General features: G+C 69.0%; 25 protein-coding genes and 1 tRNA gene. 15 read left to right on the forward strand and 11 right to left on the reverse strand.

Features of this window, described 5'->3' with window-relative positions:
* Positions 1-600 (forward strand): putative glycolipid-binding domain-containing protein, encoded by a 600-nt coding sequence (locus AC5Y4Z_RS06910; RefSeq protein WP_499961972.1) that lies wholly within the window; start codon positions 1-3, stop codon positions 598-600.
* Here the strand turns inward: AC5Y4Z_RS06910 and AC5Y4Z_RS06915 are convergent.
* Entirely contained in the window at positions 563-1,501 is a 939-nt protein-coding gene (locus AC5Y4Z_RS06915; RefSeq protein WP_499961974.1) for a prephenate dehydrogenase, read from the reverse strand. The two genes, AC5Y4Z_RS06910 and AC5Y4Z_RS06915, sit on opposite strands and share 38 nt — an antisense overlap.
* Before the next feature lie 137 nt (positions 1,502-1,638).
* Here AC5Y4Z_RS06915 and AC5Y4Z_RS06920 point away from each other — a divergent pair, with 137 nt between their 5' ends.
* The 3 genes from AC5Y4Z_RS06920 to AC5Y4Z_RS06930 all read left to right on the forward strand — a co-directional run bounded on the left by AC5Y4Z_RS06920 (position 1,639) and on the right by AC5Y4Z_RS06930 (position 2,833).
* Positions 1,639-2,160, forward strand: a complete 522-nt coding sequence (locus AC5Y4Z_RS06920) for a tRNA adenosine deaminase-associated protein (protein WP_499961976.1) — start codon at positions 1,639-1,641, stop codon at positions 2,158-2,160.
* A complete protein-coding gene (locus AC5Y4Z_RS06925; protein WP_499961978.1) occupies positions 2,157-2,618 on the forward strand; it encodes a nucleoside deaminase in 462 nt (153 codons plus the stop codon). The genes AC5Y4Z_RS06920 and AC5Y4Z_RS06925 overlap by 4 nt, the downstream gene beginning before the upstream one ends.
* Before the next feature lie 125 nt (positions 2,619-2,743).
* Positions 2,744-2,833, forward strand: a tRNA-Ser gene (locus AC5Y4Z_RS06930).
* 25 nt (positions 2,834-2,858) lie between these two features.
* On the opposite strand, the gene AC5Y4Z_RS06935 is transcribed toward AC5Y4Z_RS06930, so the two are convergent.
* Positions 2,859-3,551 carry a M15 family metallopeptidase gene (locus tag AC5Y4Z_RS06935; protein ID WP_499961980.1) on the reverse strand — a complete coding sequence of 231 codons (693 nt, stop codon included), beginning with the start codon at positions 3,549-3,551 and terminating at the stop codon, positions 2,859-2,861.
* A gap of 48 nt (positions 3,552-3,599) precedes the next feature.
* Here AC5Y4Z_RS06935 and AC5Y4Z_RS06940 point away from each other — a divergent pair, with 48 nt between their 5' ends.
* Positions 3,600-5,096, forward strand: coding sequence for a serine hydrolase domain-containing protein (locus AC5Y4Z_RS06940; RefSeq protein WP_499961982.1), 1,497 nt, complete (start codon positions 3,600-3,602; stop codon positions 5,094-5,096).
* Here AC5Y4Z_RS06940 and AC5Y4Z_RS06945 read toward each other — a convergent pair.
* The 3 genes from AC5Y4Z_RS06945 to AC5Y4Z_RS06955 all read right to left on the reverse strand — a co-directional run bounded on the left by AC5Y4Z_RS06945 (position 5,093) and on the right by AC5Y4Z_RS06955 (position 7,353).
* Positions 5,093-6,250: a glycoside hydrolase 5 family protein gene (locus tag AC5Y4Z_RS06945; RefSeq protein ID WP_499961984.1), complete on the reverse strand. Its 1,158-nt coding sequence runs from the start codon at positions 6,248-6,250 to the stop codon at positions 5,093-5,095. The genes AC5Y4Z_RS06940 and AC5Y4Z_RS06945 overlap by 4 nt on opposite strands.
* 231 nt (positions 6,251-6,481) lie before the next feature.
* Positions 6,482-6,871: a hypothetical protein gene (locus AC5Y4Z_RS06950; RefSeq protein ID WP_499961987.1), complete on the reverse strand. Its 390-nt coding sequence runs from the start codon at positions 6,869-6,871 to the stop codon at positions 6,482-6,484.
* 44 nt (positions 6,872-6,915) lie between these two features.
* Positions 6,916-7,353 (reverse strand): TM2 domain-containing protein, encoded by a 438-nt coding sequence (locus AC5Y4Z_RS06955; protein WP_499961990.1) that lies wholly within the window; start codon positions 7,351-7,353, stop codon positions 6,916-6,918.
* 132 nt (positions 7,354-7,485) lie between these two features.
* On the opposite strand from AC5Y4Z_RS06955, the gene AC5Y4Z_RS06960 reads away from it, so the two are divergent.
* Genes AC5Y4Z_RS06960 through AC5Y4Z_RS06980 form a run of 5 tightly spaced genes read left to right on the forward strand, consistent with a single transcriptional unit; the run spans position 7,486 to position 11,844 of the window.
* On the forward strand, positions 7,486-7,872 hold the full coding sequence (locus tag AC5Y4Z_RS06960) for a DUF2237 family protein (protein ID WP_499961992.1): 387 nt from the start codon (positions 7,486-7,488) through the stop codon (positions 7,870-7,872).
* Positions 7,873-7,883: 11 nt separating this feature from the next.
* Entirely contained in the window at positions 7,884-9,134 is a 1,251-nt protein-coding gene (locus AC5Y4Z_RS06965) for a sulfotransferase family protein (RefSeq protein ID WP_499961994.1), read from the forward strand.
* 9 nt (positions 9,135-9,143) lie between these two features.
* Positions 9,144-10,391 (forward strand): MBL fold metallo-hydrolase, encoded by a 1,248-nt coding sequence (locus AC5Y4Z_RS06970; protein ID WP_499961996.1) that lies wholly within the window; start codon positions 9,144-9,146, stop codon positions 10,389-10,391.
* 11 nt (positions 10,392-10,402) lie between these two features.
* Positions 10,403-10,885 (forward strand): VOC family protein, encoded by a 483-nt coding sequence (locus tag AC5Y4Z_RS06975; protein ID WP_499961998.1) that lies wholly within the window; start codon positions 10,403-10,405, stop codon positions 10,883-10,885.
* A gap of 11 nt (positions 10,886-10,896) precedes the next feature.
* Complete coding sequence (locus AC5Y4Z_RS06980) at positions 10,897-11,844, forward strand: LLM class flavin-dependent oxidoreductase (protein WP_499962001.1); 948 nt, start codon at positions 10,897-10,899, stop codon at positions 11,842-11,844.
* Here the strand turns inward: AC5Y4Z_RS06980 and AC5Y4Z_RS06985 are convergent.
* The 4 genes from AC5Y4Z_RS06985 to AC5Y4Z_RS07000 are packed head-to-tail and all read right to left on the reverse strand — an operon-like array spanning position 11,837 to position 15,185.
* The gene (locus AC5Y4Z_RS06985) at positions 11,837-12,712 is read right to left on the reverse strand and encodes a PfkB family carbohydrate kinase (RefSeq protein ID WP_499962003.1); all 876 of its coding nucleotides are present in this window, start codon (positions 12,710-12,712) and stop codon (positions 11,837-11,839) included. The genes AC5Y4Z_RS06980 and AC5Y4Z_RS06985 overlap by 8 nt on opposite strands.
* Positions 12,713-12,748: 36 nt before the next feature.
* Positions 12,749-13,345, reverse strand: a complete 597-nt coding sequence (locus AC5Y4Z_RS06990; RefSeq protein WP_499962006.1) for a TetR/AcrR family transcriptional regulator — start codon at positions 13,343-13,345, stop codon at positions 12,749-12,751.
* Positions 13,342-14,115 (reverse strand): SDR family NAD(P)-dependent oxidoreductase, encoded by a 774-nt coding sequence (locus AC5Y4Z_RS06995; RefSeq protein WP_499962008.1) that lies wholly within the window; start codon positions 14,113-14,115, stop codon positions 13,342-13,344. Before AC5Y4Z_RS06995 ends, AC5Y4Z_RS06990 begins: the two co-directional genes overlap by 4 nt.
* A complete protein-coding gene (locus AC5Y4Z_RS07000; RefSeq protein ID WP_499962010.1) occupies positions 14,112-15,185 on the reverse strand; it encodes an NAD(P)H-dependent amine dehydrogenase family protein in 1,074 nt (357 codons plus the stop codon). The genes AC5Y4Z_RS06995 and AC5Y4Z_RS07000 overlap by 4 nt, the downstream gene beginning before the upstream one ends.
* Before the next feature lie 89 nt (positions 15,186-15,274).
* On the opposite strand from AC5Y4Z_RS07000, the gene AC5Y4Z_RS07005 reads away from it, so the two are divergent.
* The 5 genes from AC5Y4Z_RS07005 (at position 15,275) to AC5Y4Z_RS07025 (ending at position 20,244) form a co-directional block, all read left to right on the forward strand.
* Positions 15,275-16,120 carry an SDR family NAD(P)-dependent oxidoreductase gene (locus AC5Y4Z_RS07005; RefSeq protein WP_499962012.1) on the forward strand — a complete coding sequence of 282 codons (846 nt, stop codon included), beginning with the start codon at positions 15,275-15,277 and terminating at the stop codon, positions 16,118-16,120.
* Positions 16,121-16,225: 105 nt separating this feature from the next.
* On the forward strand, positions 16,226-17,581 hold the full coding sequence (locus AC5Y4Z_RS07010; RefSeq protein WP_499962014.1) for a WS/DGAT/MGAT family O-acyltransferase: 1,356 nt from the start codon (positions 16,226-16,228) through the stop codon (positions 17,579-17,581).
* A gap of 6 nt (positions 17,582-17,587) precedes the next feature.
* The gene (locus tag AC5Y4Z_RS07015) at positions 17,588-18,073 is read left to right on the forward strand and encodes an NUDIX hydrolase (protein WP_499962016.1); all 486 of its coding nucleotides are present in this window, start codon (positions 17,588-17,590) and stop codon (positions 18,071-18,073) included.
* A 1-nt stretch (position 18,074) separates the two neighbouring features.
* Positions 18,075-18,980, forward strand: coding sequence for a haloalkane dehalogenase (locus tag AC5Y4Z_RS07020; RefSeq protein ID WP_499962018.1), 906 nt, complete (start codon positions 18,075-18,077; stop codon positions 18,978-18,980).
* A gap of 31 nt (positions 18,981-19,011) precedes the next feature.
* Entirely contained in the window at positions 19,012-20,244 is a 1,233-nt protein-coding gene (locus tag AC5Y4Z_RS07025; RefSeq protein ID WP_499962020.1) for a cytochrome P450, read from the forward strand.
* Here AC5Y4Z_RS07025 and AC5Y4Z_RS07030 read toward each other — a convergent pair whose 3' ends face one another.
* Complete coding sequence (locus tag AC5Y4Z_RS07030; protein WP_499962022.1) at positions 20,245-20,613, reverse strand: hypothetical protein; 369 nt, start codon at positions 20,611-20,613, stop codon at positions 20,245-20,247. It lies immediately after the preceding gene.
* A 43-nt stretch (positions 20,614-20,656) separates the two neighbouring features.
* A complete protein-coding gene (locus AC5Y4Z_RS07035) occupies positions 20,657-21,103 on the reverse strand; it encodes a hypothetical protein (RefSeq protein ID WP_499962024.1) in 447 nt (148 codons plus the stop codon).
* Positions 21,104-21,233 lie beyond the last annotated feature (130 nt).

Here is a 21,233-nt window from a genome sequence, read left to right on the forward strand (position 1 = left end):
GTGAACGCAGCCCCCTCTGATCCCAGCCGGCGCGTGTGGCAGGCGATGCTGACCTGGCGCGCGCCCGACGTGTCCCGCATGGAGTCCGTACGAATCCAGTTGTCCGGCAAGCGGATCAGGGCCAACGGACGCATCGTGGCCGCGGCCACCGACACCCACCCGGCGTTCGGCGCCTACTACGACGTGCAGACCGACGAGACCGGCGCCACCAAGCGGCTCGGGCTGACCGTGACGCTCGCCGAGCGCGAGCGCGTACTGTCCATCGCCCGCGACGAGGAAAACATGTGGCTGGTCACCGACCACCAGGGCGAGCGGCGCGCCGGGTACAACGGCGCGCTCGACGTCGACGTGGTGTTCAGCCCGTTCTTCAACGCGCTGCCGATCCGGCGCCTCGGTCTACACGAGCGGGCGGACATGGTGACGTTGCCGGTGGTCTACGTGAACGTGCCCGACATGGCGATCACCGCGGCCACGGTGAGCTACACCAGCGAGGGCCGCCTCGACGGCATCAAGCTGCGCTCGCCCGTCGCCGACACCACCGTCAGCGTCGACGAGGACGGGTTCATCGTGGACTATCCAGGGTTGGCAGAGCGGATCTGATCACCCCGCCGGCGCGGCCAGCCGCGGCCAGCTCCTCGCGCCAGTTCTGCGCGCCGATCACGATGGTGAAGATGTCGGAGCGCGGGAAGCTGTCGTAGCGCGTCCGCGCCGCGTGGCCCGCGTCGACGAGCTCGGCCACCGAGTTGTGGGAGGCCAGCGAGTCGCGGGCGCGGCCGAGCAACTCGACGACCCGGTCGACGGCCGGCAGCAACTGCCCGGCGTTGCCCTCGCACATCGCGCGCACCAGGTCGGGGGCGGTGCCGGCGACCCGGGTGCCGTCGCGGAACGACCCCGCGGCCAGCGCGAAGGCCAGCGGCACCTCCGCGGCCGTGACGGCCAGCGCCTCGGCGAGCAGGTGCGGCAGGTGGGAGATGGCGGCCGCGGCGGCGTCGTGCTCGTCGGATTTGGCCGGCACCACCAGCGCGCCACACTCCAGCGCCAGCGTCATCACCATCGACCACACCGCGGGGTCCACGTGGTCGTCCACGCTGACCACCCAGGGGGCCCGGGTGAACAGCCCGGCGTAGCCGGCGGCCCAACCCGAGTCCGCCGTGCCCGTCATCGGGTGACCGCCGACGAAGCGTTCCAGCAGGCCGGCGGAGGTGACCTCGTCGAGCACCGCGCTTTTGACGCTGGTGACGTCGGTCAGCGGGCAGTCGGGGGCCAGCTCGGTGACGTGGGCGAGCATCCCCGCCAGCGCCGGCATCGGCACGGCCAGGACGATCAGCGCGCCGGTGTCGGCCGCGCGGGTCAGGGTCTGGGTGAGATCGATGCTGGCGTCGAAGCCGTCGGCGGTGGCCGCATGCGCGCCCTCCACCGACCGGTTGTAGCCGAACACCTCGCGGCCGGCCGCCTTGGCGGCCCGCATGATCGAGCCCCCGATAAGGCCCAGTCCGAGCACGCAAACGGGTGTTTGGGAAACGGGACGAGCCACAGTTCAAGGTTGGCACAGTCTCGGCTCGGCGGCGCCGTCAGGTGCCCCGTCGCTCGCGGGTTCGTCTGGTCAAGAGGCCAGGTCAGCGACTAGCGTAGGCGCCCATGGGAGCACAGCGGGCGCCAGCGCAAGGCCCGTCCGCGGACACGCCGGACGGCTTCGGCGTCGCGGTGGTGCGAGAAGAGGGCAAATGGCGCTGCTACGCCATGTCCCCCAAGGCGCTGACGAGCCTCGGCACCGCCGAGACGGAGCTGCGTGAACTGCGCAGCTCGGGTGCCGTGTTCGGGCTCCTCGACGTCGACGACGAGTTCTTCGTCATCGTGCGACCCGCGCCGTCGGGCACCCGGCTGCTGCTCTCGGACGCGACGGCCGCGCTGGACTACGACATCGCCGCCGAGGTGCTCGACAACCTGGACGCCGACATCGACCCCGAGGACCTCGAGGACGCGGAGCCCTTCGAGGAGGGCGACCTGGGGTTGCTGTCGGATGTCGGACTGCCCGAGGCGGTGCTGGGCGTCATCGTCGACGAGTCCGACCTGTATGCCGACGAGCAGTTGGGCCGCATCGCGCGCGAGATGGGCTTCGCCGAGCAGCTGTCGGCGGTGATCGACCGCCTCGGTCGGTGAGCCTCGCCGACGAAGATCTGATCCGCGCCGCGCTGTCGGTCGCCGCGACCGCCGGCCCCCGCGACGTGCCCATCGGTGCGGTGGTCGTCGGCGCCGACGGGACAGAGCTGGCCCGGGCGGTGAATGCCCGTGAGGCCCTTGGCGATCCGACCGCGCACGCCGAAATCCTGGCCATGCGGGCGGCGGCCGGCGTGCTCGGCGACGGGTGGCGGCTGGAGGGCGCGACCATTGCCGTGACCGTCGAGCCGTGCACCATGTGCGCCGGCGCCCTCGTCCTGGCGCGCGTCGCGCGGCTGGTATTCGGCGCGTGGGAGCCCAAGACGGGTGCCGTCGGATCGCTGTGGGACGTGGTGCGGGACCGCCGGCTCAACCATCGCCCGGAAGTCCGCGGCGGGGTGCTCGCGGCGGAGTGCGCCGCGCCACTGGAGGCCTTCTTCGCCCGCCAGCGATTGGGGTGACCGGCCTGTGGCGTCGAGATTGCCGTGATGGCTGTGATCGGCGGCGAAGCACAACCATGGTGGCAATCTCGGTGCCCTAACCAGCGATTGGGGTGAGCGGCCACCGGTTGGGTAAGCTGCCTGGCGGTGGCGTGTCCGAGCGGCCTAAGGAGCACGCCTCGAAAGCGTGTGACGGCTAAAACCGTCCGAGGGTTCAAATCCCTCCGCCACCGCCAAAAAATTGCCCGCGGTTAACGCAGGTCAGCGCTCGAAGTGCTGGTAGTCGACGGGATTGGCCCAGTCGCCGCCCCACCGCCAGCCGCGGTCGGTGAAGACGCGCACGGCCGGGTCGCCGCGGTGCAGCATTCCCGGGTCGTGGCGGCCGCGATCCAGGTAGGCCGTCGCGTTGTGGGGTTCGAAGGCGCCGCCGGCGTAAACGCAGGGATTGATAAGCGGATTGACGTCCACGGCCCGGCCGTAGGCGTGGGGCGACCATTCGGAGCTGCCCGGGAGGCGGCGGCAGTTGAACGCCGAGGTGTTGTCGTCCTCCATCGATAGCTCGTCATCGGCGGCCGGATAGCCGTCGGCGGGGCGGATCTTCTCGATCGGAACGCCCAGTCGGTAGAGCTGCTCGAAGATCGCAATGACCTCCGGCACCAGGTCTTCGTGCACGATCAGCTGGCCACGGTGCGGGTTGCCGTCGAAGCCGAGGTGGTCGACGGCGACGCGGCGAAGCTGCGCGGGTTCGACGGGGCAGCCCGGCCGCCAGCTCGCACCGAGTTCCGCGGCGCTGACCGGCTCGACCGTCGCTCCCGCCGGCGCGGCCGCCGTCCGGGCCGGCGACGACAACGTCGCTGGCGCCGGGGTTCCAACCGCGGCGGGCCGCGGCGCGCACGAGCACTGCAGCAGCACGACACCGGTCGCCAGTACGGCAAGCAGGAACCTCAGGGACATCGACTTTCGACGCTATCCCAGCCCGGACGGTCGACCTACCCTTGCGCTATGCCCGTCGCCGTCGCGGCCGTCCTGCTGACTCTGGCTACCTTCTTCTCGGCGGCCTGTGCACCGGCGCACCCGCCCGTCGGCGGCAGCGCCACCCAGCCGGTCCGGCCGGCGCAGCCGACGCAGTCAACGCAGGCGCGGCCGCCTCTTCCGCCCAGCGCCGACTTCCCCCACATCTCCAAGCTGATGAACGACGCGGTTGCGGCCCAGCGGCTGCCCGGCGCCGTGGTGCTGATCGGCCACGCCGGCAACGTCGTCTTCCACCAGGCTTATGGCTCGCGCAAGCTCGCCGGCGAACCGGGCCTGGACGGATCGCCCGCGCCGGCGGAGCCGATGACCGAAGACACCATCTTCGACCTCGCTTCGCTGACGAAATGCCTCGCTACCGCGACGGCCGTCATGCAGCTCTACGAACAAGGCAGGGTTTCGTTCGACGATCCGGTGCAGAAGTATCTGCCGAACTTCAACGCGGACAACGATCCTCAGCGTGCGAAGGTGACGGTCCGGATGCTGTTGACCAACACGTCCGGAGAAGGGATCGACGTCAGCCTCGCCGACCCGTGGGGGCTGGGCGCACCGGACAAGGCGGAGGGCGTTCGTCGGGCGCTCACCACGCCGCTGCAGTCGGGTCCCGGTCAGGTCTTCCGCTACTCCGACATCAACTACCTTCTGCTCGGCGCGCTGCTCGAGAAAATCAGCGGTGAGCCAGAAGACGTCTACGTCGGACAACACGTGTTCGCACCGCTGGGCCTCGATGACACGCATTTCTTGCCGCCCGCGAAAGCGTGCGGCCCCCATGCGATTCGCGGCGCCGCCGTGGCATGGGCGCCCACACCGCAGGTTCCGGTCGCCTGCCCGCCGGACTCATGGCACACCGACATCTTGGCGCGCGTCGCACCGACCGCACGGGACGAGGAAGGCAGGGCCGACCCGAGCACGAACCCCGATTTCGGTCGTCTGCTGCGCGGCACCGTGCACGACCCGACGGCGCGACGGATGGGGGGAGTGGCCGGAAACGCCGGGGTATTCTCGACCGCACGCGATGTCGCCGGCTACGCCCAGGCCCTGCTGGATCGGCTTGCGGGCCGCCCGAGTAGTTTTCCGCTGCAGCAAGCGACCCTCGAGCTGATGACGACTCCGCAGCAGCCCGGGCATTCGCCCCAACAACTCGAAGCGGCGAACGACGCTGCCCGACAAGCCATTCGAAAGGCACCTAAGGTCGGGCCGAGCTATCCGGCGATCGCCGGACAGAATTTGTTCGGCTTCGGCTGGGACATCGATACCGGCTTTTCCAGGCCGCGGGGCGTGGCCTTTCCCGTCGGCAGCTTCGGCAACACGGGGTTTACCGGGACCTCGCTCTGGATGGACCCGGGCTCGGATACCTATGTCGTCCTGCTCTCGAACTCGATCCAGGTGCGGGGCAGCCCCCCGATCTCGGATCTGCGGGGCGAGGTGGCGACGGCGGCGGCCCAAGCTTTGGGCCTCTACGGCCGTTAGGTCGGCTGGCCGCCGGTCAGGCCGCGGGCCGCCTGATATTCGCTGTCCCGGTAGGGCCGCCCGTCGGGCTGCAGCAGGTCGTGAAACCACACCTTCGGGGGCGCTGCGTATGGGTGATCCCATGAGTCCCAAGGGAAGTAGGTCTGGGTCTTTCCGGCGACCAGGCCCCAGTTGTAGGCGCCGACGTTGTGGCGTTTCGCCACGGGCAGGATCGACTCGATGGTGCTGCCTTGGGGCCGCGCCATGTACTCCGTGCACAGGATCGGCCGCCCGATGGGCGCCAACTCGGCGATCCGCGACTCGAACCCCGCGGGTTCGGCGTAGGAGTGGAACGTGATCACGTCGGAGTTGTTGAGTTGGATCGCGCTGATCGCGCTGCGGCCCGCCGGCTCGCCCCAGTCACCGCGCCACACGCCGCTCGTGAGCGGTTGGCTGGGATCGACCGCGCGGGCCCACCGGAACACCTGGGGCAGCAGCTCCGCGACGAGCGCCTGCTTGTCCTTGCGCTCCACCTTTTGATACTGGCGCGCGGGATTGTCGGGCTCGTTCCACAGGTCCCATCCCAAAACCCGGGGGTCACTGCGGAATTGGGTCAGGATGCTCGTCACGTAGCCCTGCAGGACGCGCACGTAGCCGGGATCGCCGAGGCGTTCGGCGCCGGGGCTCTGCACCCAGCCCGAGTTGTGGACGCCGGGCCGGGGCGCGCGCTGCGGACCCAGCTTGGGCAGCGGGTCCCAACAGGAGTCGAAGAACACGAACAGCGGCTTGATGCCGTGGTTGGCGGCGATGCCGACGAACTGCGCGAGGCGGGTTTGAAAGCCCCGCGCGTCCTGGGCCCAGAGCTGATCGTGGAGAAAGACCCGCACGCTGTTGAAGCCGTAGGCCCGCGCCCAGCCCAGCTCGGTGTTGATGCGCCGCGGGTCGTAGGTGCCCGCCTGAAACATCTCGAGTTGGTTGATGGCGCTGGCCGGAATGTAATTGGCGCCGACGAGCCAACCCTGCGCCTGATACCAGCGGTTGGCGCGGTCGGCCGGCCACCGGGTCACCTCCCCGGAGGATCGCGGCGCCGGTTCCGCGGACGCGCGGGGCGCGTGGGCCAAAGCCGTGCCCGCCGCCAGCAACAACGGGAGCTTGAGGGCCGTTCGACGGTGCACGAACTGACGATAAATTTCGCGAGGCGATGTCCCCGGCATTTGGCCAGCGAGTCGCGCCAGCTAATCGACGGTACGGAAATTGTTATCCTGTTGTGACCTACCGGCATTCGCGCAGGCGGTCGAGGTGATCGTCGCCCTGTTATCTTAGTGTCGTTGTGGCCCTTGGGATGCGGCGGGCGCCGCGTGCCGGGTCCTCTAAAGTCCTTGTGCGCGTGGCGAAAACGGCCGCGCTCAGATGTCAAATGATGGCGGCGTCCAGCCACCCACCAAAAGGGGCAGTGAGAGGGCCGACTCGCCGCACGTGATGTCGATCATCCAGCGGCCGTCTTCGGGCAGCCGTGCGTCGATTTCGAAGAAGGCGAAGCCCGGAAATTCCCCGAGGGTGGCTTCGGGCGCTTCGAACCATTTATATTGCGGCGCGCCGTCAAGCGTCGGGGGCTTTATCTCCACGTCGACCCGCCGCTCGGAATCTTCGCCGCCGGGCTGGGTCAGCACCACGAGGACAAACCGGGCCGTCCGGTCGGGCCCGACCGTGAATTTGGAAAGCACCCCGCCTTGCACGTTCAATTTGTTGTCGACCGTCGCGGCCGCTTCCGCCAAAAAGGCGCCGCTAACTTTCACAGGCAGAATTTACCGCGCAGCGCCGCCGGGCGGGGACCGAACGACTAACGCAGCTTGCGGCCGTAATTGTCGGTCACGCCGCCGGTGAACATCATGACCGCGTCGACGACGGCCCAGACGGCCGAGCCGAGCAGAACGGGAAAGCCGAATAGGCAAAAGACGGTGAAAACCATCCCGAACAGACCCACACACAACTGCGCGATTGCAATCTGCGTCGAGTCGACATAGAAGCGGCCGACACCGAACACGCCCAGGAATAGCTGCAGCAGGCCCGCCGTCGTCGCGGACTTATCCGAGAGCGGCACCCCAGTGCCCGGGTCGCGCCCGAATGGCGCGTAGGGGTCGACCGCATACCCGGGATAACTGGGGTATGGCGGCGGGGGCGGATAGCCGGGCGGGAGCGGGTTGCCCCACCCGTAGCCGGGCGGGTGCCAGCCCCGGGGCGGCTCGCCGGGATGGTCGGGCGGATTCGGTGTCGACATCGGCTGGAGTCAACACCGCGCGGCGCGGGACCGTCCACCACCGACCGGGCCGGCCAGGGGCGCCGGCAAATTTCATGCCCGGCGGTTGAGAAAGCTTCTTCCCTTCGCGCCCGGGAGGACGATACTGATCCCGTGCCCGATCGCAATGTGCTCGGCGGCCCGCTGGAACCGTGCGGCACCGAACCACTCACCGGCTTCTACCGTGACGGCTGTTGCGCGACGGGCACCGAGGACCTAGGCCGGCACACGATCTGCGCGGTGATGACCGCCGAGTTCCTGGAACACCAGCGGTCCATCGGCAACGACCTGCTGACGCCGGTCCCCGAGCACCGGTTCCCCGGCCTCCTGCCCGGCGACCGCTGGTGTGTCACCGCGCTGAACTGGCTGCGCGCCCACCACGACGGGTGCGCCGCGCCGGTGGTGCTGGCGTCCACGCACGAGCGCACGCTCGAGGTGGTGCCTTTGGAGACGCTTCAGGAACACAAGGTCGACGTCCCCGACGACCTGGCCAACCTGTAGAGCCCGCCGACGTGGGCGACCTCGACTTCGACGATCTGACATCGCCCCGGCTCACCGATGTCCAGCGCCAGATCCTGGAATTCACCGAGGCGAGGCCCGTCGGGTTCGACATCGACTGGATGCTCGCAGAGGCGGTCGAGCAGGCCGGCGGGGCCACCGACCTCGAAGACACGGACGGGTTCGCCGACCGGTTGACCGCGCACGTGGCCGCGATCGAAGCCGACGAAGGGCTCACCCAGCTCACCCGCTCGTCGCTGCGGCAACGGATTGTTCGCCTGCTGCGCAACCGCCTGTCGCTCACAGAGCTCGTCAAGCGGTATCCCGAGATCGAGTCGATCCCCATCGAGAAGCCCTTCATCGTGGTCGGGATGCCGCGGTCGGGCACCACGCACCTGGTGAACCTCATCGCCGCCGATCCGCGCCGCCGCGCGCTGCCCTACTGGGAGAGCCAGGAACCGATACCCGCGCCCGGCGAGGGCCCTGACATCTCCGGGATCGATCCCCGCTACGCGCGGGCCAAGGCCGAGCACGACGCGCTGATGGCCAGCGCCCCGGTGGTGGCCGCCATGCACGACCGGTTCCCTGAGGCGATCGAGGAGGAGGTCGAACTCCTCGACCTCGATCTGGCCGGCTACGTCCTGGAATGGCATGCGCGTGTGCCCGATTGGCGGGACTACTACCTGGGGCTCGACCAGACCCGGCACTACGCGTACCTGAAAAAGGTGTTGCGGGCGCTGACCTTCCTGCGCGGCCCGCGGACTTGGGTCCTCAAGAGCCCGCAGCACTGCGAGCAGCTCGGCCCGCTGATGGCGACGTTTCCCGACGCGACGGTGGCCTTCACCCACCGCGACCCCGTCGCGGTGGTGCAGTCGGCGATCACCATGATGGCTTACTCGGACCGGTTACGCCGGAGGAGCATCGAGCCCGGCTGGCTGCTGGATTACTGGAGCGAACGGGTGCACCGGCTGCTATCCGCGTGCGTGCGCGACCGCGACCTGGTGCCGGCCGAACGTAGCATCGACATCAGTTTCCATCACCTCGACGGCAACGAAATGCCGCTGCTGGAAAGGCTTTACCAATGCGGCGGCGTCGAACTGACGCCGAAGGTGCGCGACCGGTTCCAGCGCTACCTGGACGGCAACCCGCGCGGCAAACACGGCCGCATCCGCTACGACCTGCAGCGCCACTTCGGCATTTCGCCCGACGAACTGCGCGGGCGCTTCGGCTTCTACTTCGATAGATTCGACGTCCGCCCCGAATGAGGAGCAGCGATGGGCACCCAGGACTTTGAACCGGTCTATCGCGGCAGGCCGGGCGCCGATGCCATGCGCCCCGCGTCCGCCGAGCAGGCCGAACAGCTGGCCCCGGGGCTGTGGTGCTCGCCGGGGCTGTCGAACGCCTACCTGCTGACCACCGATGACGGCCGGGTGATCGTCAACACCGGGATGGGGTTCGAGGGACCGGTGCACCGCGCCAACTTCGACGCCGTCGACGCGTCGCCGGTGCGCTACATCATCCTCACCCAGGGCCACGTCGACCACGTCGGCGGCCTGGACAGCGTGCGCGACCCCGACACAAAGGTTGTCGCGCAGGCGAACTGGACCGCCTGGCGCGACGACAACGAACGCCTGATCCCGTACCGCGCCGCGCGCAGCGCGTTCGCCTTCAGGGACACCCTGGGCGCGGGCATCCAAGCCATCCAGCGGCGCCTGGGCACGACGCGGCTGGCGGGCCAGAGCGTGCCCGCCGTCGACGTGGAGTTCGAGGACACCCTGAGCCTGGAGGTCGGCGGCCGGCGGATGGAACTGATCGCTGTGCCGGGCGGGGAAACCACCGACTCGCTGGTGGTGTGGCTGCCCGACGAGCGAATCTGCCTGTGCGGAAACACCTTCGGCCCGGTATTCGGGCACATCCCCAACCTCGTCACCATGCGCGGCGACCGCTACCGCGACGCGCTGACGGCCATCGCGTCGATCGAGCGGGTGCGCGCGCTGCGCCCCGAGCTGTTGGTGACCGGCCATTTCGATCCGATCGCGGGCGCCGACCGCATCGACGCCGAACTGACCCGGCTGCGGGACGCCATCCAGTACATCCACGACGAGACCGTGGCGGGGATGAACGCCGGCAAGGACGTCCGAACTTTGATGCGCGAGATCACCCTGCCGCCGGAATACGAAGTGGGCCAGGGCTACGGCAAGGTCGACTGGGATGTGCGCGCCGTCTGGGAGAACTACTCGGGCTGGTTCCATCACCGCTCGACCACCGAGCTGTATCCGGTCGGGTTCGACGCCGTCGCCGCCGACGTGGTGGAGCTGGCCGGCGCCGACCCGCTGGTGGAACGCGCGCGGGCCCACCTCGAGGCGGGCCGGCCCCTGCACGCGATTCACCTCGCCGAGCTGGTCCCCGACGGGCACGCGGGGGCGCGCGAAGTGCTGCACAAGGCCCATGAAACGCTGTTGGCCGGGAGCTCCAATTTCTGGGAGAGCGCCTGGCTCCGAAACCGACTGGCGGACAAGTAAGGACACCGAGTATGGGATTCGCCCTGCGCCCCGAGGACTTCTACCACACCGGCATCATCGTGCCTGACCTCGACGCCGCGATGGCCCGCCTCAGCGCGCTGGGCGGCTACCGGTGGATCAATCCGCTGGAATATACGCTGCCCTTCCGCACCGCGACCGGGACCCGCGAACTCACCTCCAAATTCGTCTACTCCCTGCAGGCACCCCACCTCGAACTGATCCAGGAGGTGCCGGACAGCCCGTGGACCGCCGCGCCGGGCAACTCCATCCACCACCTCGGCTACTTCACCGACAACCTCGCTGAGACCGCTCGAGCCTTGGAGGACAACGGCTTCAGCTTCGAAGCCACCGCCGACGTCAACCCGCCGGACCTGGCGCTGTTCGCCTACTACGTCGACGAGTCGGGCACCCGCATCGAGATCGTCGACCGCGCGCTGTTTCCCGACTTTCCCGCGTTCCTGCAACAGGCCGCCGCGCCGCAGTCCGATAGCTGACCGGAGCGTCCATGTTGCTGACGGTGCTGCGGTTCAACTTCGCCTCGCCGCACGGCGACCCGCGTACGCAAAGCGAACTCCTCAACGCCGCGCTCGAACTGGCGCAGTGGGGCGAATCGCACGGCATCACCTCGATCAGCGTCGACGAGCACCACGCGACCGGGCACGGGTGGAGCTGCAACCCGATCATGGCCGCGGCGATGTTCCTGGCCCGGACCACGACGCTGATCGCCAGCGTGGACTGCGCGCTGGGGCCGCTGTGGAATCCGGTCCGGCTCGCCGAAGACATCGCGCTGGTGGACAACATGAGCCGCGGCCGGTTACACACCACGATCGGGCTGGGCTACCGCACCGTCGAATACGATTCGCTCGGCGTCGATTTCGGCCGCCGCGGCCAGTTGATGGACGCCCTCGTAGAACGGATGCTGTCGGTCTGGACCGACACCGGAACGTGGACCCGGCCGCACCCACCCCTGTACGTCGGCGGCGGGGTGCGCGCCACGGCGCGGCGCGCGGCGCGGTTCCGGCTGCCGCTGAGCCTGGCCGACCACCTGCCCGACATCGCCGCCTACTACCGCGAGCTGTGCGCCGAGGCCGGCATCAAACCGCTCATCCTCATGCCCGGGCCGATCAACCGCGGAATGATCTTCCTGCACGAGGACCCCGACCGGGCGTGGGCCGAACTCGGTGAGCACATCCTTTGGGAGGCGGTCACTTACGGGCAATGGTCAACCGACCAGCGTTCGCTGATGCACCTGCCCGGGGTAGCCACGCTGGACGAGGTCAAGGCGTCGGGACGATACCGGTTCCTGACACCTGAGCAACTCATCGCCGAGATCCGCGACACGGACCAGTACGGGCCGCTCGTCATGCACCCCCTGGTCGGCGGCATGCCCGTCGACGAGGCGTGGAAGTCGGTGCAGCTGCTCACCGACAAGGTGCTTCCCGCGCTCAGCTGAGTCTGCCGAGGTCCGGTCGCCCGCCGAGGCGCTGCACCGTGGCACCGGCGGCCGCCGCGGCACGGCTACCGGCCTGCCGCGGGTCGGCCCCGTCGCGCAACGCGGCGATCAGTCCGGCCACGAACGCGTCGCCGGCGCCGGTCGGGTCGACGACCTCGACGTCGGAGAATTCGAACAGCTCGCTGCCGTCCTTCCACAACACCAGATCGCCGACGTCCGGGACGGCCAGCGCCACCAATTCCGGCCCGCAGCCCAACAATTCGCGGCCCAACGCCTCCGCCTGGTCCACCGTACGGATCTCCTCTCCTGCGATCAGCGCGGCCTCGGTGGAGTCGGCCCGCAGCACGTCGACCGACGCCAGGAGCTCGGCGCGAACGCCTTCGGCCGGCACCCCGTCGGCGACCACCCGCTGGCCCCGCCCGCGCGCCCTGCGCGCCGCGGCCAGCGCGGTGTCAGGAGGCTGCTGCAGCTGAATCGAGACCGTGTCGGCGTCGTGGAGCAGGGATGCCGACCGGTCGAGGTCGGCCACCTGCACCAGCGAGCTGTCGGGCACGTCCTCGATCAGCATGCGGTCCGGTGAGACCAGATCGATCAGCAGCGCGGTCGTGCCGCGACGCGCGATCCCCGCGGTGTCGATGCCGTCGTCCTGTGCCTGCCGCAGCACGACATCGCCCGCGATATCGGTGCCCACCACGCCGATGAGCGCGACCGGCACCCCCAGCTGGACCAGGCCGACGGCCTGGTTGGCGCCCTTGCCACCGAGCAACTCGTTGCGCTGCAGGACCGTCGTGGACTTCCTCGCCGAGGGCCGCCCGTCGGTGCGCAACACGAGGTCGCGCCCGATCTGGCCGATGACCACAACGCTCATGGGGGTAATGTGCCCCCCGCGGCGCCACGCCACACGTCAATTTTTTGGTCTCCAATGGGGGCTCTTGACCGCTTCGAGTGCCTCGGTGACGTAACGATCCAGCGGCCACCGGTTGCGGGACTGGCGCACCCATTGCTGGAAGCCGAAATCGGCTGCGGCAAACGCGAGTTGGACCAGCAGGCCGGGGCGAATGTCGACGTCGGGGTTCGCGCCCATGCGTTCGGCGATCAGCTTCATCGCCCGTTCCTTGTCGGCGGGCCGGTGCAGCGTGACCTTGTCGAGCAGGTCGGGCGCGACCAGCAGTGCCTTGCGCCACTCCTCGCAGTCGGCGCGGTCGAACGAACGCGTCCGGGTCACGATGGCGTTGACCAGCGCGACATCGGGCGACTCGCCGGGCGGCCGGTCTTCGAGGAGGCTGACGATCGCCGCCCCGCCATAGCGCACCGGCGCAAGAAGCAGTTCCTCCTTCGCCGGTACGTGGCGAAACAGTGTGCGCACCGAAACGCCTGCGGCAGCCGCGATCTCATCCGTGGTGACGGCGTCGTACCCGCGTTCGACGAACAGCCGGAAGGCGGCCCGCCGGATGTCGGCCCGCACCTGCGCGCGCTGACGATCACGCAATGACTCCGTCATCGGAAGGAACCAATTCCGCCATCGACGTGGATGGTCTGCCCGGTGACGAACGTCGCGTCGGTGCCCAATAGGAACGCCACCAGCGCGCCCACGTCGGTGCGCACGTCGCCGATGCGTTTCATCGGGACGCGGCCCACCGCCTTCGCGTAGTCGTCGGGTGCGAACTGCTTCCACAGCTTGACGCCGTCGGACTCGGCGAACGGGCAGACGACGTTGACGCGGATGTTGTCGCGTCCCCATTCCAGCGCGGCGACCTTCGACAACCCGCGGATGCCTTCCTTGGCGGCGGCATAACCGCCCCACTTGGGCTCGCCGCCGGTGCCCGTCCCCGAGCCGAGGTTGACGATCGAGCCGCCGCCGGCCGCGACCAGCACGGGGTGTACGGCCTGCATGAGCAGGAAGGTCGCCCGCGGGCCGACGTCGTAGCCGAGCGCCAGGTCCTCGGTGGTGATGTCGACGAACGCCTTGGGTTCGTTGGTGGCGATGGCGTTGTTGACCAGGCCGTGCACCGCGCCGAAGGCGTCGACGGCGGCCGCGACGATCCGCTGAGAACTGTCCGGGTCGCGCAGGTCGGCGACCAGCCTGGCGACGGGGCCCGCCGCCCCGAGTTCGGCGGCTGTCGTTGCGAGCAACTCGTCCTGGATGTCGACCAGGAGCACCGACGCCCCGCGTTCCAGCAGCGCGGCGGCGATGCCCTTGCCCACTCCCTGCGCGGCGCCGGTGACGATCGCGACGTGGCCGCGCATCGACTCGGGGTGCGTGTAGGTCATGGCGTGGCGGCGAGGTTGCGGGCCGGGCGGCCCGCGAACAGGGGCAGGTCGAGGTATGTCTTGATGCCCGGCCCGGCGGCGCAGACGTCCGGGATGGCGTTGACGCAGTGGTTGGCGGTCGCGACGACGCCCGGATTCCGTTGCAGCCCTTCGGCGATCGACGGCGGCTGCAGTCCTTTGAAGGTGAGGCTGACGGTGGGGTCGCCGGTGATCTCGACCTCGAAGCGTTCGCCGAGCCCGCCGAAATTCCAATCGGGGTCCAGGTTCTCCTCGCCCATCAACCAGTTGACCGCCGCGGTGATCACCGGCTCGCCGTCCACCAGTGCCTGCCAGCGGAACCGGCGCGCGGCCACGGTGCCGGCGGTGATCGGGAAGGGGTCGTAGTCGATGTCGGCGGTCGCCACGGCGATGTCCTGAATGGTCCTGATGTTGGGGTCGATGCGAAAACCCATGTGGTCGGCGATCATTCGCACCGACATCTTGAAGCCCGAGTCCAGCAGGCCGGCCATCGGCCCCTGCACGGCCTCCTCGGGGGTGCCGCCGAAACCCATGATGTGGCGCACCACGTCAGGGGCGTTGTAGGTGCGGATGTCGGAGAACTCCTCGGCGCGCACGTGGGTGACCGCCGACGACAGGGAGGACACCATGAGCGGGAAGCGCTCGGTGATGCCGCCGGGGTGGATCCCCGAGCCGTGCAGGGTCACCGCGTTCTCCAGCGCGGCGTCGGCGATGGCCCGGTGGCGCGGGTTGCCTAGGTCGGGATAGACCCAACCGACCGGGGTCACCACGTTCTTGCCGGACCGCAAGATCGCGAGGACCTCGTCGTCGTTGGGCACCAGCGGGCTGTACACGACGCAGTCCGCGTCGAGCGCGAGCACCGCGTCGGCGTCGGTCGTGGCCTTGACCCCCAGGGCGGCGGTCCCGACGATGTCACCGACGTCGACGCCGTCCTTGCTCGCGCTGTGCACCCAGCACCCGGCGAGCTCGAGCCCCGGATGGTTCAGCACGCACTCGATGGCCGCCTTGCCGACACCGCCTGTGGCCCATTGGATGACACGAAGCTTGCTCATGGCCGACCTCCCGCACGCCTTTACAACCCACCGACGAGATGGCACCGTATGACTGCCTGGCAGTGACTGTCAACAAGGAAGGTCAATCGATGGGCGTCCTCGACGGCAAGGTCGCGATTGTCACCGGAACCAGCCGCGGTGTGGGCGTCGGCATCGCCCACGAACTGCTGCGCGCCGGCGCCACGGTCGTCGGCTGCTCACGCTCGCCGCTGGACGCCATCCCCGGCATCGAATCCGACTGGGCGGACCGCGCCTCGCAACGGGTGTGCGATCAAGGCGATTACCGCTCGATCGATTCGTTCGTCGCCGCGCACGGCCGCCTGGACATTCTGGTGAACAACGCCGGCGGCACGGTGCCCGCGCCGCACGTGGAGAGCATTCCCGAACTCGTGCAACGCATTCAGGGCGCGCCGGAAAGCGACGACGACTATGCGCGCACGGCGCTGTTCCACGCCTACGCCGTGCAGATGAACCTGATCAGCCCGCTGTGGTTCGCGATCCGCGCGTACCGGCAGATGTGCACCCAGGACGGCGTGGGCTGCGTCATCAACATCTCCAGCGGCGCCGGTCACCCCGCGGGGTCGCCGACCCTGGTCTCCTACGGCGCGGCCAAGAGTGGGCTCAACCACCTCACCCGCTCACTGGCCGAGGAGTGGGGTCCCAGGGTGCGGGTCAACTGCGTCGCGCTCGGCCCGACGATGACCGAGAACTTTCGGTCGTTCGTGCTGCCCAAGGACGACCCGACGGGCGAAAAGTATTTCGCCGCCGTGCCGTTGCGCCGCGCGGGCGAGCCCGCGGAGGTGGGCCGCGTCTGCGTCTTCCTCTCCGGCGGCGACGCGGACTTCGTCAACGGCACCACCATCGAATGCGACGGCGGCATGCTGCCCGGCATGCTGTATGACGCCGGTTTGAAGACGATCACCGACTTGCTGTAACCGCCACCCGGGCGAGTGTGAATTCGGCGACGCCTCGCCGGCGTGTCGCGTCGCGATTTTCACACTCGGGGCCACGAAAGCTCGCCCTAGGCGTCTAATTGGTGGATGGAACTGATGACGCCCACCGACGCGGTCTTTTTGCTGGGGGAATCGCGCGAACACCCCATGCACGTCGGGGGCCTGCAGTTGTACGAGCCACCGCCGGACGCCGGTCCCGAGTTCGTCCGCGAGTTCACCGAAGCCCTGGTGGCCAACAACGAATTTCAGCCCACCTTCCGCAAGCACCCCGCGGCAATCATGGGCGGGATCACCCCGACGGCATGGTCCTATGACGACGAGGTCGACGTCGACTACCACGTTCGGCGCTCGGCGCTGGCGTCGCCCGGCCGGGTTCGCGAACTGCTCGAGCTGACCTCCCGGCTGCACACCAGCCTGCTCGACCGCCACCGGCCGCTGTGGGAGCTGTACGTGGTGGAGGGTCTGAGCGACGGCCGGTTTGCCATCTACAGCAAAATGCACCACGCGCTGATCGACGGTGTTTCCGCGCTCAAGCTGATGCAGCGCACGTTGTCCTACGACCCCGACGACCGCGAGGTTCGCGCGGTCTGGAACCTGCCGAAACCCACGCGCCCGTTCAGCCCGGTGTCCCGCCTGAGCTCACTGGTGAAGACGGCGGGATCCGTTGCGGCGCTTGGCCCGTCGACGGTGTCGCTGGCCCGCGCGGCACTGTTCGAGCAGCAGGTCACGCTGCCCTTCGGCGCGCCGCGCACCATGCTGAACGTCAAGATCGGCGGCGCCCGCCGGTGTGCCGCGCAGTCGTGGTCGGTCGACCGCATCAAGGCCGTCAAAAAGGCCGCGGGGGTGACCCTCAACGACGTCGTCCTGGCGATGTGCGCCGGCGCCCTGCGCTACTACCTGCTCGAGCAGAACGCGCTGCCCGATACCCCGCTGATCGCGATGGTGCCGGTGAGCCTGCGCAGGGAGGACGAGGCCGACGCCGGCGGCAACCGCGTCGGCGCGATCCTGTGCAACCTGGCCACCGACACCGACGACCCCGCCCTGCGGCTGCAGGCCGTCAGCGAGTCGATGCACAAGAACAAGAGGGTTTTTTCCCAGTTGCCCCGCGTGCAGGCGTTGGCGCTGTCGGCGCTGAACATGAGCTCGTTGGCGCTGGCGGCGGTCCCCGGCTGGGTCTCGTCCACGTCGCCGCCCTTCAACATCGTCATCTCCAACGTGCCCGGCCCGCACGAGCAGATGTACTACGGGGGAGCGCGGCTCGACGGCAACTACCCGCTGTCCATCGCGATGGACGGGCAGGCGCTGAACATCACCCTGGTCAGCAACGCCGGCAACCTCGAGTTCGGTCTGGTGGGCTGCCGCCGCAGCGTCCCGCACCTGCAGCGTCTCCTCGCGCACCTCGAGTCGTCGCTGAAGGATCTGGAACGTGCCGTCGGAGTCTGACAGTCGATGCCGAGCCTCAGCGCGGGTGTGCTGCTGTACCGGACCCGTGACGGCGTGGTCGAAGTCCTGATCGCCCATCCGGGCGGCCCGTTCTGGGCCCGCAAAGACGAGGGCGCCTGGTCGATCCCCAAAGGCGAGTACGCCGAGGGCGAGGACCCGTGGGCGGTGGCGCAGCGCGAATTCCACGAGGAACTGGGGGTGCCCGTGCCGGCCGGGCCGCGCACCGACTGCGGCGCGCTGAAACAACCGAGCGGCAAGGTGGTCACCGCGTTCGCCGTCGCCGCCGACCTCGACGTCACCGAAACGCACAGCAACACCTTCGAGCTGGAGTGGCCGAAGGGCTCGGGCAGAATCCGGGAGTTCCCCGAAGTCGACCGGGTGGGCTGGTTCGCGGTGGGGCAGGCGCGCAACAAGCTGCTCAAGGGCCAGCGCCCATTCCTGGATCGACTGATGGCCCACCCGACGCTGGCGCAACTACACGAAGGGACCTGACATGCAGACACTGCGCACCCCCGACGAGCGCTTCGCCAATGTGCCCGACTTCCCTTATGCGCCAAGGTATTGCGAGATCTCCGACGGTGACGGCGGGGCGCTGCGCGTCGCGTGGGTGGAGGACGGTCCGCGCGACGCCGACCCGGTCCTGATGCTGCACGGCGAGCCCTCGTGGTCGTACCTGTACCGCAAGATGATCCCGATACTGGCCGCCGCCGGGCACCGCGTGATCTGCCCCGACCTGGTCGGATTCGGCCGCTCCGACAAGCCCACCCGCCGCGAAGACCACAGCTACGCACGCCACGTCGAATGGATGCGGGCCGTCGCCTTCGACGTCCTCGACCTACGCAACGTAACCCTCGTCGGGCAGGACTGGGGCGGGCTGATCGGGCTGCGGCTGGCGGCCGAGAACCCCGAGCGGTTCGCCCGCCTGGTCGTCGCCAACACCGGACTGCCCAACGGTGCGCAACCGATGGCCGACGTCTGGTGGCGCTTCCGCGAGGCCATCACCACCGCCCCGGAGCTGAACATCGGGTGGTTCGTGCAGGGCGGGTGCCGCACGCAGCTCAGCGACGAGGTGCGCGCCGGCTACGAGGCCCCGTTCCCGGACAACGCGCACTGCGCGGGGCCGCGGGCCATGCCCGGCCTGGTGCCGACCTCACCCGACGATCCCGCCGCGACGGCCAACAAGGCGGCCTGGGCCGCGCTGGCCGCGAGCCCGACGCCGATGCTGGTCGCCTTCAGCGACAGCGACCCCATCACCGGGCCGATGGCCGCGATCTTCCAGCGCGAGATGCGTGGCGCGCAGGGTATCGAGCACCCGACGATCCGCGGCGCCGGGCACTTTCTGCAGGAGGACGCCGGCGAAGAACTGGCCGACCGCATCGTGGAGTTCCTGCGCCGCTGAGCCGACCGGGCGGTGCAGGCAGAATGTGGGCATGACGACCGCACCCCCGCAAGCCGAATCGCACGGCCTGCTGCTGCAGCTGCTCGACCCGGCCCACCGGGCCGACCCGTATCCGCTCTTCGCGCAGTTTCGCGAGCTCGGTCCGCTGCAGCTACCCGAGTCCAACTTGGTGGTCTTCTCCGGCTACCGAGACTGTGACGAGGTGTTGCGGCACCCGTCGTCGAGCAGCGAGAACGGGAAGTCGACCGTCACCAAGCGGCAGCTGGCGGCCGGCGTGGTCCAGCCCCGGCAATTCCCGACGGGGTTCTTGTTCCTCGACCCGCCCGATCACACGCGGTTGCGCAAGCTGGTCAGCAAGGCGTTCTCGCCCAAGGTGGTGACCGCGCTGGAACCCGAAATCAGCGCCCTGGTAACCGGATTGCTCGATCGGATCGCCGAGCGGGGCGCGTTCGATGTCGTCGCGGACTTCGCCCATCCGCTGCCGGTGGCGGTGATCTGCAAGCTGCTCGGGGTGCCCCTCGACGACCAGTCACGGTTCAGCCACTCCTCGGCCGTGCTGGCGCAGTCGCTCGACCCGTTCTCGACCATCACCGGCGTGCCCGAGGACATGCTGGCCGAGCGGCAGCGGGCCGGCTCGTGGCTGCGCGAATACTTCCACGGCCTGATCGACCGGCGCCGATCGCGGCCCGGCGACGACCTGCTGTCGGGCCTGATCGCGGTGGAGGAATCCGGGGACCAGCTGACCGAGGAGGAGATCGTCTCCACCTGCATCCTGCTGCTGATCGCCGGGCACGAGACCACCGTGAACCTCATCGGGAACGCCGTCCTGAGCATGCTGCGCAACCGGATTCACTGGGCGGCGCTGGCCGCCGACTCCGGTCGCGCGCCACTGATCGTGGAGGAGACCCTGCGTTACGACCCGCCCGTGCAACTGGTGGGGCGAGTTGCCGCCGCCGACATGACGATCGGCGACGTCGACGTGCCGGCCGGCGACGTGATAATGCTGTTGCTGGGCGGCGCCCAGCGTGATCCCGACGAATTCGACCGGCCCGACACCTTCGACCCGGACCGGGGAACGTTGCGGCACTTGGGCTTTGGCCGCGGCGCACACTACTGCCTGGGCGCGCCGCTGGCGCGCCTGGAGGCCGGGGTCGCGCTGTCGGCTGTGGCGGCGCGCTTCCCGGATGCCCTGCTGGCCGGCGAACCACGGTACAAGGCGAACGTCACGCTGCGCGGCCTGGCGGAGTTGACCGTTACCGTCTGACTAGCCGCGCTCCCACGGCGCGCTCTCGTCCATCTTCTCGTAGTACTTGGCCAGGTGCCTTTTGACGCGGTCCACGTCGGCCTTGGGCAAGTCGATGCCGCCGCGTGCGCCGTCCATGACCGCACCGGCGATCATCACACCCCGTGGCACGGCTTTGAGTTCGCCGCCGATCACGTCGGCGAACAGCAGCTTGTAGGCGGTGAAGTTGTCCTTCTTGTCGCCGTCGTACCAGATGTGGGCGTCCCGGTACTTCTGATTCGGTTTGTCCTGCGCGCCGGCCCACTTGCGGACGCGCTTTTCCGCCGCGCCGCCGTCCCACTTGCGGCCACGATCGGCCAACGGCAGGTCCCTGAATGCTGTTACTGACATCTTTTCCGGCTGCCCGCTTCGTGCCCCGGGTAAACGCGGGTTCTTATTCCTCGCCGTCGGGTCCGGCGGCCCCGACGTCCGGTCCCGGCGCGGCCAACGCGATCGAAATCGGTATGGGTGTGGCCATTTCGATGCTTCCGTGCGTGTCGTAGTAGGCGCCGATCGTGTACTCGCCTTCGGACTCGACCGGGAACGCGAGGTCTTGGGCGAAGCACCGGTACTTGGAGGGTCGGTCCGGCTCGTCCGGCCAATGCCAGCTTCCCGTGAGGGTTCCGCACGGCTTGCCGGTGGGATCCTTGCACACCACATGCAGTTCCGGGTCGTAGTCCCCGCCGGCCTGCGCGTGCACCACCAGGACGACCGGAATCCGCGCTGTCAAAGGGATTTTCGCGACCTGGAACCACGTCGTGGGTATGCGCGTGGCAAAGATCGCGTCGCTTTCGTCGGTCCCGGCGGTGCCCGCCACGAAAAGTGCGGCGATGTGCAGCATCACGACAGCTTAAAGGTGCCGGGTCGGGAATCGGGGACTAGGTGGTGCGCGACCTCGGCGTTATGATTCGCGCCAAGAAACTTCCAAGGCGTCTGCAGCAACCTCGTCATGACATGCCGCGACGGGCACG

The organism is Mycobacterium sp. NGS63 (assembly GCF_059812295.1).